Here is a 14,856-nt window from a genome sequence, read left to right as displayed (position 1 = left end):
CTGTAGGAGCCAGCTTGCTGGCGATAGCGGCCGATCAGTCGATGCAAGGCTCACTGGCCTCATCGCCAGCAAGCTGGCTCCTACAGGTTTGGCGGTGTCTTCAAGCGCCCCATTGGGGCAAAGGCGCCTGGCTCCATTTTTTTCTCTACCCAGACCATGGTGACGCATTCGATGAATTCTTCCCTTGCACCGGCCCGCGACATCGACGGCAAGGCCATCGCCGCCCAGGTGCTCAATGAAGTCCGCGACGAGATCGCCGACCTGGCCCGGCAAGCCATTTACCCCGCGCTGGCCGTGGTCCTGGTGGGCGAAGACCCGGCCAGCCAGGTCTATGTGCGCAATAAATTGCTGCGCGCCGAAGAAGTCGGCATCCGTTCGCTGGAACATCGCCTGCCGGCAAGCACCGGCCAGGCCGAGCTGCTGCAACTGATTGCCGGGCTGAACGCCGATCCGACGGTGAACGGCATCCTGGTGCAACTGCCGTTGCCGGCGCATATCGAGGAGCATGCGGTGATCCAGGCCATCGACCCGCTCAAGGATGTCGACGGTTTTCATCGGGAAAACGTCGGCGGCCTGGTCCACGGCGCCGAGGTGCTGACGCCCTGCACACCCAGTGGCTGCATGCGCCTGTTGCAGGAAACCTGCGGCGATCTGCGCGGCAAGCACGCGGTGGTTATCGGCCGTTCGAATATCGTCGGCAAACCCATGGCGACCCTGCTGCTGCAGGCCGATTGCTCGGTCAGCGTGGTGCACTCGCGCAGCGTCGATGCGCCGGCCTTGTGCCGGTTGGCGGATATCGTGGTCGCCGCCGTGGGGCGCCCGCAGTTGATCGATGCCAGTTGGCTCAAGCCGGGGGCGGTGGTGATCGACGTGGGGATCAATCGGATTGAAACCGAGACCGGCACCCGCCTGGTGGGGGATGTCGACTATGCCAGCGCCCGGATGGTGGCCAGCGCCATCACCCCGGTGCCGGGCGGAGTCGGGCCGATGACCATTGCCTATCTTTTGAAAAACACCGTGATCGCCACGCAGTTGCAGCGATCCCGGTAAGCGCTTGCTGTTGTGCTGTCCTCGCAGACGCCATCGCTGGCAAGCCGGCTCCCACAGGATTTGTGTCGTACGCAAATCGGTAGTCGACACTGATCCCCTGTAGGAGCCGGCTTGCTGGCGATGCGATGTCAGCCGTTACACCGTTTCACGGGCAGCCAGCCATCGACCGGCACAGCGGATCCAGGCTCAATGGTTGTAAGCCCGCTCATTGTGCTCGGCCAGGTCCAGCCCCATCTCCTCCACCGACTCATCGGCACGCAAGCCGATCAACGCCTTGATCACCTTGAGAATCACCCAGCTGACGACAAAGCAGTAGACCGTGGTCAGCGCCACGCCCTTGATCTGCGCCAGGACCTGCCCGCCGAGGGTCACGCCTTCCACCAGGCCGCCCATCGACGGTACGCAGAACACCCCGGTCAACACCGCGCCAATCATCCCGCCGATACCATGCAGGCCGAACACATCGAGGCTGTCGTCATAACCGAAGCGCCTTTTCAACACGGTCACGCTCAAATAGCAGAACACCCCGCACAGCAGACCAATGGCCAGGGCACCACCGACGCCGACATAAGCACAGGCCGGGGTGATCCCAACCAACCCGGCCAAGGCACCGCTGGCCAGACCCAGCGCACTGGGTTTACCAACCTTGAACCACTCGGTGAACATCCAGCCGAGAATGCCGGCGCAGGCGCCCAGCTGGGTATTGAGCATAACGATCCCCGAGAGCCCGTTGAGACCGCCGCCGGAGCCGATATTGAAACCGAACCAGCCAACCCAGAGCATCGCCGCGCCGGCCATGGTCAAGCTCAGGTTGTGTGCCGGCATCGGCTCGTTCTGGTAACCCTTGCGCTTGCCGAGGATCAGGCACGCGGCCAGGGCGGCGACGCCGGCGTTGATATGCACCGCGGTGCCGCCGGCAAAGTCGAGCACGCCCCAGTTGTGCATCAAGGCTCCGGAACCGCCCCAGACCATATGCGCGACCGGCGCGTAGACCAGGGTGAACCAAACCGCCATGAACAACAGCGCCGCCGAGAACTTCATGCGTTCGGCGAAGGCCCCGGCAATCAGCGCCGGAGTGATGATGGCGAAGGTCATCTGGAAGGTCACGAACACCCCTTCCGGAATATCGCCCACCAGACTGTCGGGCTTCATCCCGGCCAGAAAGGCCCGGCTCAGGCCGCCGACGAAACTGTTGAAGGTCACCTGGCCGTCGACCATGCCGCTGGTGTCGACCACCATGCTGTAGCCATAGATCACCCACAACACGCCGACCAGACCGGCCACGCCGAAGCATTGGGTGAACAGCGAGAGCATGTTTTTCGCCCGGACCAGGCCGCCGTAGAACAGCGCCAGGCCCGGCAGGCACATGAACAGCACCAGCACCGCCGCGGTGATCATCCAGGCAGTGCTGCCGGTATTGAGGGTCGGGGCGTCGGCTGCTTGCGCCACGGGTGCCAAGACACCGAGGGCGAGCAGCAGTAACAGGGACTTGCCAGGTAGACGATTGACCATTGTTGAAGCTCCTGCAAAGGGAATGGAAAGTGTCTGGCAGCGAGCAATGTGAGAGTGGGCGGGCCTTGAGGCCTCTTCGAATGTTGAACGAACACACACCGCCCTATCCGCGGGCGTCTGGCCGAACGTGGTCCTTGTAGGCGCCAGCTTGCTGGCGATAGCGGCCTTTCAGGCGATGCAAGGCTGACTGGCCTCATCGCCAGCAAGCGGGTTCCTACAGGTTTTTGCGGCGTGTTCAAGATCCCAACAGGACAATCCCGGCGTGTTCGAGTCGCCCTGTCGGAACAACTCAGTACCCCGAACCCGGAATCCACGAGGTACCGGCCAACGGCACCCGGGCCATGGCCGCCGATTCCACGGTCAAGGCCACCAGGTCCTCCGGATCGAGGTTATGCAGGTGCGACTTGCCACAGGCCCGCGCCATGGTCTGGGCCTCCAGCACCAACACCCGCAGGTAGTTGGCCAGGCGCCGCCCGCCCTCCACCGGATCAAGGCGTTTGGACAGCTCCGGGTCCTGGGTGGTGATCCCCGCCGGGTCGCGGCCGTTCTGCCAGTCGTCGTAGAAGCCGGCCGCCGAGCCGATCTTCTTCAACTCCTCATCCAGCCGCGGGTGGTTGTCGCCCAGGGCAATCAACGCCGCCGTGCCGATCGCCACCGCATCGGCGCCCAGCGCCATGGCCTTGGCCACATCGGCACCGTTGCGAATCCCGCCCGAGACGATCAACTGCACCTTGCGATGCATGCCCATCTCCTGCAACGCCTGGACCGCCTGGGGAATCGCCGGCAGGATGGGAATCCCCACGTGTTCGATAAACACTTCCTGGGTCGCCGCCGTGCCGCCCTGCATACCGTCGAGGACGATCACATCGGCGCCGGCCTTGACCGCCAGCTTGACGTCGTAATACGGCCGGCTGGCGCCGATCTTCACGTAAATCGGTTTTTCCCAATCGGTGATTTCGCGCAGCTCGGCAATCTTGATCGCCAGGTCGTCCGGGCCGGTCCAGTCCGGGTGCCGGCAGGCACTGCGCTGGTCGACGCCGATCGGCAGCGTGCGCATGCCGGCCACACGCTCGGTGACTTTCATCCCCAGCAGCATGCCACCACCACCCGGCTTGGCGCCCTGGCCAAGGACGATCTCGATGGCGTCAGCCTTGCGCAGGTCGTCCGGGTTCATGCCATAACGCGACGGCAGGTATTGATAGACCAGGTGCTGCGATTGCCCGCGTTCTTCCGGGGTCATGCCGCCGTCGCCGGTGGTGGTGCTGGTACCGGCAATGGTCGCGCCACGGCCAAGGGCCTCCTTGGCATTGGCCGACAGCGCGCCGAAGCTCATGCCGGCGATGGTCACCGGAATCTTCAGGTGGATCGGCTTCTTGGCGAAGCGGTTGCCGAGAATCACGTCGGTCCCGCATTTCTCCCGATAGCCTTCCAGCGGGTAGCGCGACACGCTGGCACCGAGCAGCAGCAAGTCATCGAAGTGCGGCAGCTTGCGCTTGGTGCCGCCACCCCGGATGTCATAGATGCCGGTTTCGGCGGCACGCTGGATTTCCTGGATGGTCAGGCGGTCGAAGGTGGCGGACTCACGCAGCACCGGAGGGGCTTTTGGGTTAACAGGGTCGCTCATGGCAGTTCTCCTCGCGTGGATCAGTACGCGGACGCGTTATCGACTTTGAAGTTGTACAGCTGACGGGCCGAGCCATAGCGTTTGAAGCTTGCGGGCGACTCATCGAAACCGGCGCGATTGAGCAGTTCCTGCAGCTCCTCCAGGTGCTCGGCGCGCATCTCTTTCTCGACGCAGTCCGAACCCAGCGACTGCACGCTACCTTTGACGTAGATGCGGGTTTCGTAGAGCGAATCGCCCAGGGCATCACCGGCATCGCCGCACACCACCAGGCGCCCGGCTTGGCCCATGAAGCAGCTCATATGGCCGATACTGCCGCCGACCACAATGTCGATGCCCTTCATCGAGATCCCGCAGCGGGCCCCGGCATCGCCCTCGATCACCAGCAAGCCGCCATGGGCGGTGGCACCCGCCGCCTGGGAGGCGCTGCCCTTGATCCGGACCATGCCGGACATCATGTTCTCGGCAACCCCGACGCCGGCATTGCCATGCACGGTGATGCTCGCCTTCTGGTTCATGCCGGCGCAGTAGTAACCGGCATGGCCCTGGATATCGATGGACACGGCCTGGTTCACACCCACCGCGAGGTTGTGCTTGCCGTTGGAATGGGTTACTACCCATTCGCGGTCTTCTACCTGATGGACCTGGTCATGCAGCGCCTGGTTGAGGTCGCGCACCGAGGCCGTGGAAAGATCGATGGTTTTCATGACGGTACTCCTTAAGCTGATTCGCGTTCCCAGAGGTACAGGGTGGCCGGCGCCGGCTCCCAGACCTTGGCCTGTTCGATACCCGGCAGGCTCGACAGCGCCTGGTATTCCGAGGCCATGGCCACGTAGTCGGCGGTTTCGGCGATGATCGCCGGCTTGCAGGCCACCGGGTCACGGATCACCGCGAAGCCGTTGCGGGTGCCGATGGCGAAGGTGAAGAAGCCGTCCAGGTCGCGCAGCGAATGGTCCAGCGCCTGTTTCAGCGAATCGCCCTGTTGCAGGCGCCAGGTCAGGTAACCGGCGGCCACTTCAGTGTCGTTGTCGGTCTCGAAGTGAATGCCTTCGCGCTTGAGTTCCTGGCGCAGGCGGAAGTGATTGGACAGCGAGCCGTTGTGCACCAGGCACAGGTCGGCGCCCGTGGAGAACGGGTGGCTGCCCTCCATGGTCACCGCGCTTTCGGTGGCCATCCGGGTGTGGCCGATGATATGGCTGCCTTTCATGCTGGCCAGGCCGAAGCGCTGGGAAATCTCCAGCGGCAGGCCCATGCCCTTGAGGATTTCGATGCTCTGCCCGGCACTCATGATCCGCACCGACGGCGCCAGTTCATTGAGCAGGGCGCGCACCGGGGCTTCGCCGGCGTGGATTTTCAGCACCACGGCACTGGCATTCTGAAACCAGTCCAGGGAACAACCCAGGCGCCCTTCCAGCGCGGCCATCAGCGGCTGCCAGTCGAAGCCCTCGCCGGTCGCCTGCAAGGTCAGCTTGAGCCAGCCGTCGGCCACTTCATCGCCGTAGATGGCAAAGCCGGCGCTATCCGGGCCACGGTCGGTCATGGCCAGCAACATCGGCTCGAACAACTCGCCGAGCCGGGCTTCCAGCTGCGGATTTTTCAGGTAAAGCCCTACGATCCCACACATATCAAGTCTCCTTCGGAGGCAGTGAACACCCGGCGCCGTAGCGGGTGCCCGAATGGTTGTCAAAACACACAGTCAGAAAAATTCGGTGTAGCGCTGGATTTCCCAGTCGGAGACATGGCGGCTGTATTCCACCCACTCCATGCGCTTGAGCTTGATGAACTCGCCAACGATTTGCGGGCCCATGACCTCGGCGAACAACGGGTCGGCTTCCAGGGCGTCGGTGGCCTCCTTGAGCGATTGCGGCAAGGTCTTGATGCCCCGCGCGGCAATCTGCTCCAGGCTCAGGCTGTAGAGGTTTTCGTTGCAGACATGCTCGACCTCCAGTTGCCGGTCGATGCCGTCCAGGCCCGCGGCGATGATCGCGGCGCTGACCAGATAGGGGTTGCAGCCGGCATCCGGCAGGCGGAATTCGAGGCGCCCGTAGGGCACGCGGACCATCGCCGAGCGGTTGTTGGCGCCGAAGGCGATAAAGGCTGGGGCCCAGGTCGCGCCGGACAGCGAGTTGCCCACCACCAGACGCTTGTAGGAGTTGACCGTTGGCGCGGCGAAGGCGCACAGCGCCGGGCCATGGGCGAGCAGGCCGGCGGCGAAGTGATAGGCCAGTTTCGACAGGCCCATGCCGCTCGGGTCGCTGGCGTCATGGAACAGGTTCTTGTTTTCGGCGCTGGCGATCGACAGGTGAAAGTGCATGCCGTTGCCGGCGCGCTTCGGATCGGGCTTGGGCATAAACGAGCAGATCATGCCCAGGTCGTTGGCGATCTCCCCGGCGGCCATGCGAAAAAAGGTGAAGCGGTCGGCCGAGGTCAGGGCATCGCTGTAGGTGTAGTTGATCTCGAACTGGCCGTTGGCGTCTTCGTGGTCGATCTGATAGACCTCGAAGTCCACTGCCTGCAGCGCTTCGGTCAGCTGCTCGAGAAACACCCGCGAACGTGACAGGCCCTTGTAGTCGTAGCAGGGTTTGTCGAGGTTATCGCTGGCGTCGACCGCTTGCAGCTTGCCCCCTGCATCACGGCGAAACAGGCTGAACTCCGGTTCCAGGCCGGTGTTGAGGGTCCAGCCCTTGTCCTGCAGGCGCTGGACTTGTTGTTGCAGGACGTAGCGGCTGTCATAGGGATGCGGTTGGCCGTCGACATGCCCGACACAGACCACGCGACCGTACCCCGGTTGCCAGGGCACCGGCGTCAGCGTCGACAGATCGCCGCGGGCCATGAAGTCCGGGCCGTGGGGCTCCATGCCCATGCCGCAGATGGCGAAACCGGCAAATCCGGCCCCTTCTTCCGCCACCGTCTTGAGCCCGCACACGGGCACCGATTTGGTTTTCGCCGCGCCATGGATATCGACAAACTGCGCAAGCACGTACTTGATCCCGTGCTTGTCGATGAGGCGCTGGGTTTCTGCTGGCAACATGGGGTCTTCACTCCTCGTGAAAAGGCAAAGTGCTAGGGATGGAGTTGACGCTCTCAACCTTCTTTATTCCGCAGAAGAAAGTTAATTTCCCTTCAGGAATGCAAAGCCCTTGCCAAGTTCAGTCATGCCGAGGTGCGGCATCAGTAACCGCGCATTTGCGCTGTATATATGGGAAAATTGTTTTCCTTGTGGGAATACACCCCATTGGCGAGCCACGCAGGTGGCTGCCTTGCACTTTCCTAGTGCGAAACTAATATTATTGAACAGAAAGCGTGCAGGTCCCGATGAATATGCCGAACGAGCTCGAACCGCGTCTCAAGCTGGAGCAGTACCTGGGCATGCAGATCAAGCGCCAGCGCCTGGCGCAGGACCTGAAACTGTCCGATGTGGCGAAGATCGCCGGCATCAGCCAGGGTATGTTGAGCAAGATCGAAAACGCCCAGGTGTCCACCAGCCTCGATACCCTGAGCCGCCTGTGCGACGTGCTCGGGCTGCCGATGTCCAAGCTGTTCAGCCAGTACGACCAGCAAGGTGGCAGTGCCCTGCTGGTCAAGGCCGACCAGGGCATGGAGGTGGTGCGCCGGGGCACGGAGAAAGGCCACACCTATCATCTGCTCAACCATACCCGTGGGCCGAAGAAGAGCTTCGAGGCGTATATGGTCAGCATGGATGACGCCAGCGAGGAGTTTCCGACCTTCTCCCATCCCGGCACCGAATTCCTCCACCTGCTCGAAGGCGAGCTGATCTACCGCCACGGTAATCAGCTGTACCGCATGGAAGCCGGCGACAGCCTGACCTTCGAAGGCGAAGTGCCCCACGGTCCCGAGCAATTGGTGCAGGTGCCGATCCGCCTGCTGTCGATCATGAACTACGGCAACGGCAACGAATAAACCCCTGAGGTCCTTGAGCCTTGCGGGTGCCTGTGCGGGTGCTATCGCCGGCAAGCCGGCTCCCACAAAGCCGGGTTGCGCCACATCAATATCGTCCTGCGCAAAACCTGTAGGAGCTGGCTTGCCGGCGATGAGGCCAGTAAGCCTTCCACAAAGCCGGGTTGCGCCACATCAATATCGTCCTGCGCAAAACCTGTAGGAGCTGGCTTGCCGGCGATGGGGCCAGTAAGCCTTGCATCGTCTGATCGGCCGCCATCGCTGGCAAGCCAGCTCCTACAAGGGCCCGTTGCGGCTCCAAAACCGCCCTCTCTTGACTTCCCCCGCGCACGATCGCCTGAAACGGCGTCGTATCCTGCGCTATTTCCTGCCAGTTAAAAAACTTTCAGAAACCTCTGGACGTCCCCTGCGCATTTCCCCTATAAAGCCGCTATTGGGAATATTTTATTCCCCATAAGAAAAAACGCTTCAAAAATGAAGCTCGCTTCAACGTTGTTTTTTATCGCCCTGCGATGAGCTGCCGCCACCCTCCCGAGGACGCGTCATGCAACACGACAAAAACCATTTCATCATCAAGATAAGCTGTCCGGCGGTGTCCGGGATCGTCGCCGCCGTCACCACTTACCTGGCGGACAACGGTTGCTACATCGGGGAGATGGCGCAATTCGACGACGAGTTCAGCGGCCAGTTTTTCATGCGCGCGGTGTTCCGCTTCAACGACGGCCTGGCCGCCGCCATCGAGCCGCTCAAGGCCGGCTTCGCCGACGTGGCCAAGGCCTTCGACATGGCCTGGGAGCTGCACGATACGCGCCAGCCGATGCGCGTGCTGCTGATGGTCAGCAAGTTCGACCATTGCCTCACCGACCTGCTCTACCGCTACCACAAGGGCGAGATGGACATGACCATCACCGCCATCGTCTCCAATCACCTGGACCTGCGGCCGATGGCCGAACGCGAAGGCATCCGCTTCATCTACCTGCCGGTAACCCAGGACAGCAAGGCCCGCCAGGAAGCCGAACTGATGACGATCATCGACGACACCCAGACCGAGCTGGTGGTCCTGGCGCGCTACATGCAGATCCTCTCCGACGACCTGTGCCGGCAGCTCTCGGGCCGGGCGATCAATATCCACCATTCGTTCCTGCCCGGCTTCAAGGGTGCCAAGCCCTATCACCAGGCCTACCAGCGCGGGGTGAAACTGATCGGTGCCACCGCCCACTACGTTACCAGCGACCTGGACGAAGGGCCGATCATCGAGCAGGAAGTGCAACGGGTCGACCACGTGTATCGCCCCGATGACCTGGTGGCGACCGGTCGCGATACCGAAACCGTGGCCCTGTCCAAGGCGGTCAAGTACCACCTGGAACACCGGGTTTTCCTCAACCAGGACAGAACGGTGATCTTCCGGTGAACAGCCCCAGACTGATAGATGGCAAGGCCGCTTCGGCGCGGGTCCTGGAACAGGTACGCCGCGAGGTCGGCGAGTTGCTGGAACAGGCGGTCCGACCGGCGTTGGCGGTGATCCTGGTGGGCAGCGACCCGGCCAGCCAGGTCTATGTGCGCAACAAGATCCTGCGCGCCGACGAGGTCGGCATTCGCTCCCAGGAGCATCGCCTGCCCAGCGACACCAGCACCGAACAACTGCTGAACCTGATCAAGAGCCTGAACGACGATCCCTCGATCAACGGCATCCTCCTGCAACTCCCGCTGCCGGCGCCGATCGATGAACTGCGCGCCCTGGAAGCCATCGACCCGCGCAAGGACGTGGATGGTTTTCACAGTGAAAACGTCGGCGGCCTGAGCCAGGGCCGCGATGTACTCGCCCCGTGTACCCCCAGCGGTTGCCTGCACCTGCTGGAAGAAACCTGCGGCGAGCTGCGCGGCAAGCATGCGGTGGTGGTCGGCCGCTCGAATATCGTCGGCAAACCCATGGCGGCCCTGCTGCTCAAGGCCGACTGCTCGGTCACCATGCTCCACTCGCGCAGTCGCGATGCCCAGGCGCTGTGTCGCCAGGCCGATATCGTGATTGCCGCCGTCGGCCGCGCCGGATTGATCGACGCCAGCTGGCTGAAATCGGGGGCGGTGGTGATTGATGTGGGGATCAATCGGATTGAAACCGAGAACGGCAGCCGCCTGGTCGGCGATGTCGATTTCGCCAGCGCCCTGCCCCTGGTCTCGGCGATTACCCCAGTCCCTGGGGGCGTCGGCCCGATGACCATCGCCTTCCTGATGAAAAACACCGTGATCGCCGCCCGCCAGCAACAGCAGGCGCAACGCAGCCAATCGGAGGCCGTATGCCATTCAATCTATTGAAATACGGACTGAGCGCCGAATACCCGGTGGACGTCGATCTGCCGCCACCGCGGGATCTCAAACCGTCCTATGACGTGGTAATCATCGGTGCCGGCGGCCATGGCCTGGCCACCGCCTACTACCTGTCGCGCTACCACGGCATCAGCAATATCGCCGTGCTGGAGAAGGCCTACCTGGGCGGCGGCAATACCGCGCGCAATACCGCGGTGATCCGCTCCAACTACCTGACCAGCGAGGGCGTGCGCTTCTATGCCGAGTCGGTAAAGCTGTTCCAGAGCCTCTCCAACGAATTCGACTTCAACATCATGTATTCGGAGCGCGGCCAACTGACCCTGGCCCACACCGATGCGACGGTGCGCTCGTTCCGCCAACGCGCCGAGGTCAACAAGCACTTCGGCGGCCGCACGGAAATGATCGACCGCCAGCAGATTCGCGAACTGGTGCCCAGTCTCAATCTCGACCCCGGCCACCTGCCGGTGATCGCCGGGCTCTGGCATATCGACGGCGCCACCGCGCGCCATGACGCCGTGGCCTGGGGCTACGCCAAGCAGGCGGCCAAGCGCGGGGTGGAAATCCATCAGCTCACCGAGGTCCAGGACCTGGTGATCGAGAACGGTCGGATCCGCGCGGTAAAAACCAATCGCGGCACCGTGCAGTGCGGCTGCGTGGTCCAGGCCATCGCCGGGCACAGCTCGCTGCTGATGGCCAAGGCCGGGATCCGTTCGCCGATCCAGACCTTTCCCTTGCAGGCCATGGTGACCCAGCCGTTCAAGCCATTCCTCGACCCACTGGTGAGTTCCTCGGCGCTGCATTGCTACGTGCAGCAGACCAGTCGCGGCGAAGTGGTGTTCGGTGGCGGTTCCGACCCCTACCCGCTGTTCAACAGCCGCTCGACCCTGGACCTGAAGGAAAGCCTGCTGGCCCATGCCATCGAGATGTTCCCGTTCCTGGCCAACGCCAAGCTGATGCGCCAATGGGCCGGGATTACCGACATGACCCCGGACTACAGCCCGATCATGGGCCTGTCGCCGGTGGAGAATTATTACCTGGATGCCGGCTGGGGCACCTGGGGCTTCAAGGCCACGCCGATCTGCGGCAAGACCATGGCCGAGCTGGTGGCCAGCGGCGGCCGGGTGCCCGAGTTGATCAAGCCGTTCGGCCTCGAGCGCTTCAGTACCTTCCAGCAAGTCAACGAAATGGGCGCCACGGCGGCCAGCCACTAACGGAGCGCTGACAATGAAAATCCTCGATTGCCCGCTCAACGGGCCGCGCAATATCAGTGAGTTCACCTACGGCGGCGAGTTCAAGCCGATGCCGGACCCGGGCAGCTGCAGCGATGCCGAGTGGGCGGACTATGTCTTCAACAGCGACAACCGCGCCGGAGTGGTCCGCGAGTGGTGGATGCACACACCTTCCAGCTACTGGTTCCTGGCCGAGCGCCACACCGTCAGCGACGAGATCATCCGCACCTTCGACGCCAGGGAACTGTTCAGTTCACGGCTCGACTTCTGCCCCCCTCAGTCCCGGGAGATCGCCGGATGAATAGTTCCAACCGCTTGCCCGCCCCCATGGGGCTGCTGATCGACCGCGACCAGCCGCTGGACTTCAGCTTTGACGGCAAGGCCTACCAGGGTTTGAAGGGCGACAGCATCGCCAGCGCCCTGCTCGCCAATGGCCGCTTCCTGCTCTCGCGCTCCTTCAAGTACCACCGCCCCCGTGGCCCGTTGACCATGGCCGGCCAGGACGCCAACAGCCTGGTGCAATTGCCCCGCGAACCCAATGTACTGGCCGACGCCCATCCCCTGGAAGCCGGCCTTGAAGTCCAGGGCCAGAACTTCAATGGCTCCCTGGACAACGACCGCGATGCCTACCTCGGCAAGTTCTCCAGGTTCATGCCGGTGGGCTTCTATTACCGCTCTTTCTACAAGCCCAAGGGTATGTGGAAAGTCTGGGAGCCGATCATTCGCAAGAAGGCCGGCCTCGGCGTGCTCGACCTGACGTTCCAGCCCGAGTACTACGACAAGGCCTACCTGTTCACCGACCTGGCGGTGATTGGCGCCGGTCCCGCCGGGCTGCAAGCGGCACTGAGCGCCGCCAACTGCGGAGCCCAGGTGCTGTTGATCGAACAACAGCCGGTGCTGGGCGGCGCCCTCGCCTATGCGCGTTTCGATATCGCCGGCAAGCGTGCCGAACACCTGCGCCGGGAACTGCTGGCCGCAGTGCTTGGCCACGCCAATATCCGCGTGCTGAGCGAAGCCACCTGCAACGCCTGGTTCACCGACAACTACCTGCCGGTGATCCAGGGCAAGCGCATGTACAAGGTCCGCGCCCGCCAGTGCCTGGTGTGCAGCGGTGCCTTCGACCAGCCGGTGATTTTCCGTAACAACGACCTGCCCGGCGTGATGCTGTGCAGCGCCGCGCAACGTCTGATGAAGCTGTACGCGGTGAAACCGGGCCAGCGCGCGGTGGTGTTGACCGGCAACGATGACGGCTACTACACCGCCCTTGACCTGCACGACCAGGGCGTCGAGTTGGCGGCTCTGGTAGACCTGCGCAACGACGCCGACCCAGCCCTGTGCCGCGCCCTGGAACAACGCAAAATCCCCCACCTGACCGGCAGCACGGTCTATGAAGCGCTGCATGAAAAGGGCCTGCGCCACATCAACGGCGTCGAGGTGCGCAGCATCACCGGCCAGGGCCTGGTCAGCGACAGCGGCCTGCGCCTGGACTGCGACCTGCTGTGCATGTCCGCCGGCTATATGCCGGTTTACCAGCTGCTCTGCCAGGCCGGTGGCAAACTGGCCTACGACGACCAGAAGGCCGAATTCAACCTCAGCGGCCTACCGGCCAACCTCGGTGTCGCCGGTTCCGCCAATGGTCGCCATGGCCTCGACAACGTCCTGGCCGACGGTGCCAACGCCGGGCTCGAAGCGGCCAGGGCCCTGGGGTTGGGCGTCGGCGCCGAGCGGGCCACCTATCAGCGGGAAACCCCGGTGAATTTCGACTGGCCGATTTTCCCGCACCCCAATGGCAAGGACTTCGTCGACTTCGACGAGGACCTGCAGGTGCGCGATATCCTCAACGCGACCAAAATCGGCTACCGCGATGTGCAACTGGTCAAACGTTATTCGACCGTGGGCATGGGGCCGTCCCAGGGCCGCCATTCGGCCTTGCCGACCGCCCGCCTGGTCGCCGCCTCGACCCAACGCAATATCAGCGAAACCGGGGTAACCACCGCCCGCCCGCCGTTCGTTGCGGAGAAGCTGGCCCATGTCGCCGGCCGCGCCTTCGATCCTTACCGGCAGACGCCAATGCACCGCCGTCACCTGGAGGCCGGCGCGAAAATGATGCCGGCCGGCATCTGGCAACGCCCCGCGTTCTACGGCAAGGCCGAAGACCGCGAGCGCTGCATGCAGGAGGAAGCCCGGCACGTGCGCAGCAAGGTCGGCCTGATCGACGTCTCGACCCTCGGTGGCCTGGATATCCGTGGACCGGATGCCGCCGAGTTGCTGAACCGGATGTACACCTTCACTTTTCTCAAGCAACCGGTGGGCCGCTCGCGTTATGCGCTGATGACCAACGAACAGGGTGCGGTGATCGACGACGGCGTCTGCGCGCGTTTCGCCGAACAGCACTTCTACGTCACCGCCACCACCAGCGGCGTCGACCGGATCTACCAACAGATGCTCAAGTGGAATGCCCAGTGGCGCCTGGACGTGGATATCGCCAATGTCACCGCGGCCCTCTGTGCGGTCAACGTGGCCGGGCCCGACTCACGCAAGGTCCTGGAGCAGCTCTGCCCGGACCTTGACCTGAGCGCCGACGGTTTCCCCTACCTGGCGGTGCGCCAGGGCACGGTCGCGGGGATCAAGGCACGGTTGCTGCGGGTCGGTTTCGTCGGCGAACTGGGCTATGAAATCCACGTGCCGGCGCGCCATGGCCTCGCGCTATGGGATGCCCTGGTCAGCGCCGGCCAGGCCCACGACATTCGCCCCTTCGGCGTCGAGACCCAGCGTTTGCTGCGCCTGGAAAAAGGCCACGTGATCATCAGCCAGGACACCGACGGCATGACCCACCCGGCGGAGATCGACATGGGCTGGGCAGTCAGCCGCAGCAAGCCGTTCTTCGTCGGTCGGCGCTCGCTGGATATCCTCGAAGCCCAGCCGCTCAAGCGCAAGCTGGTGGGTTTCACCCTGCCCAAGGGCAGCCCGCAACCGTTGGAAGGCCACCTGGTCCTCGACGGCGCGGACATCAGCGGCAACGTCACCTCCTGCGAGTACTCCGCAAGCCTTGGCCGGATCATCGGCCTGGCCTATGCCGGGGTCCACCAGAGCGAGCCGGGGCAACAGCTTCCGATCCGCGTCGAAGGCGCGATCGTGGTCATGGCCACGGTGGTGAAACTGCCTTTCTTCGATCCCGAAAACCTGCGCCAGGGGCTTTGA

Annotated in this window: 12 protein-coding genes; 7 read left to right on the top strand and 5 right to left on the bottom strand. The window is 63.4% G+C overall.

Going from position 1 to position 14,856, the window contains the following annotated elements; all coding sequences use genetic code 11:
• Positions 1 to 171: 171 nt before the first annotated feature.
• Positions 172 to 1,050 carry a bifunctional methylenetetrahydrofolate dehydrogenase/methenyltetrahydrofolate cyclohydrolase FolD gene (gene folD, locus AC07VG_RS11500; RefSeq protein WP_495001658.1) on the top strand — a complete coding sequence of 293 codons (879 nt, stop codon included), beginning with the start codon at positions 172 to 174 and terminating at the stop codon, positions 1,048 to 1,050.
• 186 nt (positions 1,051 to 1,236) lie between these two features.
• Here the strand turns inward: folD (AC07VG_RS11500) and AC07VG_RS11495 are convergent, their stop codons facing one another.
• The 5 genes from AC07VG_RS11495 to glnT form a co-directional block, all read right to left on the bottom strand.
• Positions 1,237 to 2,562, bottom strand: a complete 1,326-nt coding sequence (locus AC07VG_RS11495; RefSeq protein WP_495001657.1) for an ammonium transporter — start codon at positions 2,560 to 2,562, stop codon at positions 1,237 to 1,239.
• 289 nt (positions 2,563 to 2,851) lie between these two features.
• Positions 2,852 to 4,186: an FMN-binding glutamate synthase family protein gene (locus AC07VG_RS11490; protein WP_495001656.1), complete on the bottom strand. Its 1,335-nt coding sequence runs from the start codon at positions 4,184 to 4,186 to the stop codon at positions 2,852 to 2,854.
• Between the two features lie 20 nt (positions 4,187 to 4,206).
• The gene (locus AC07VG_RS11485; protein WP_218223220.1) at positions 4,207 to 4,890 is read right to left on the bottom strand and encodes a GltB/FmdC/FwdC-like GXGXG domain-containing protein; all 684 of its coding nucleotides are present in this window, start codon (positions 4,888 to 4,890) and stop codon (positions 4,207 to 4,209) included.
• 11 nt (positions 4,891 to 4,901) lie between these two features.
• The gene (locus AC07VG_RS11480) at positions 4,902 to 5,807 is read right to left on the bottom strand and encodes a class II glutamine amidotransferase (RefSeq protein WP_495001654.1); all 906 of its coding nucleotides are present in this window, start codon (positions 5,805 to 5,807) and stop codon (positions 4,902 to 4,904) included.
• A 72-nt stretch (positions 5,808 to 5,879) separates the two neighbouring features.
• Positions 5,880 to 7,214: a type III glutamate--ammonia ligase gene (glnT, locus tag AC07VG_RS11475; protein WP_495001653.1), complete on the bottom strand. Its 1,335-nt coding sequence runs from the start codon at positions 7,212 to 7,214 to the stop codon at positions 5,880 to 5,882.
• 284 nt (positions 7,215 to 7,498) lie between these two features.
• On the opposite strand from glnT, the gene AC07VG_RS11470 reads away from it, so the two are divergent.
• From AC07VG_RS11470 to AC07VG_RS11445, 6 genes are all read left to right on the top strand, one after another.
• Positions 7,499 to 8,104, top strand: a complete 606-nt coding sequence (locus AC07VG_RS11470) for a helix-turn-helix domain-containing protein (RefSeq protein WP_103495377.1) — start codon at positions 7,499 to 7,501, stop codon at positions 8,102 to 8,104.
• 541 nt (positions 8,105 to 8,645) lie between these two features.
• Positions 8,646 to 9,512 (top strand): formyltetrahydrofolate deformylase, encoded by an 867-nt coding sequence (gene purU / locus AC07VG_RS11465; RefSeq protein ID WP_495001652.1) that lies wholly within the window; start codon positions 8,646 to 8,648, stop codon positions 9,510 to 9,512.
• Entirely contained in the window at positions 9,509 to 10,414 is a 906-nt protein-coding gene (gene folD / locus AC07VG_RS11460) for a bifunctional methylenetetrahydrofolate dehydrogenase/methenyltetrahydrofolate cyclohydrolase FolD (protein WP_495001651.1), read from the top strand. Before purU ends, folD (AC07VG_RS11460) begins: the two co-directional genes overlap by 4 nt.
• Positions 10,396 to 11,637 (top strand): FAD-dependent oxidoreductase, encoded by a 1,242-nt coding sequence (locus AC07VG_RS11455; protein ID WP_495021103.1) that lies wholly within the window; start codon positions 10,396 to 10,398, stop codon positions 11,635 to 11,637. Before folD (AC07VG_RS11460) ends, AC07VG_RS11455 begins: the two co-directional genes overlap by 19 nt.
• Before the next feature lie 13 nt (positions 11,638 to 11,650).
• Complete coding sequence (locus AC07VG_RS11450) at positions 11,651 to 11,956, top strand: sarcosine oxidase subunit delta (protein WP_495021102.1); 306 nt, start codon at positions 11,651 to 11,653, stop codon at positions 11,954 to 11,956.
• Complete coding sequence (locus AC07VG_RS11445) at positions 11,953 to 14,856, top strand: 2Fe-2S iron-sulfur cluster-binding protein (RefSeq protein WP_495021101.1); 2,904 nt, start codon at positions 11,953 to 11,955, stop codon at positions 14,854 to 14,856. Before AC07VG_RS11450 ends, AC07VG_RS11445 begins: the two co-directional genes overlap by 4 nt.

It is taken from the genome of Pseudomonas sp. GW821-FHT03C07 (assembly GCF_059420925.1).
This window is presented reverse-complemented; position numbering and strand designations above follow the sequence as displayed.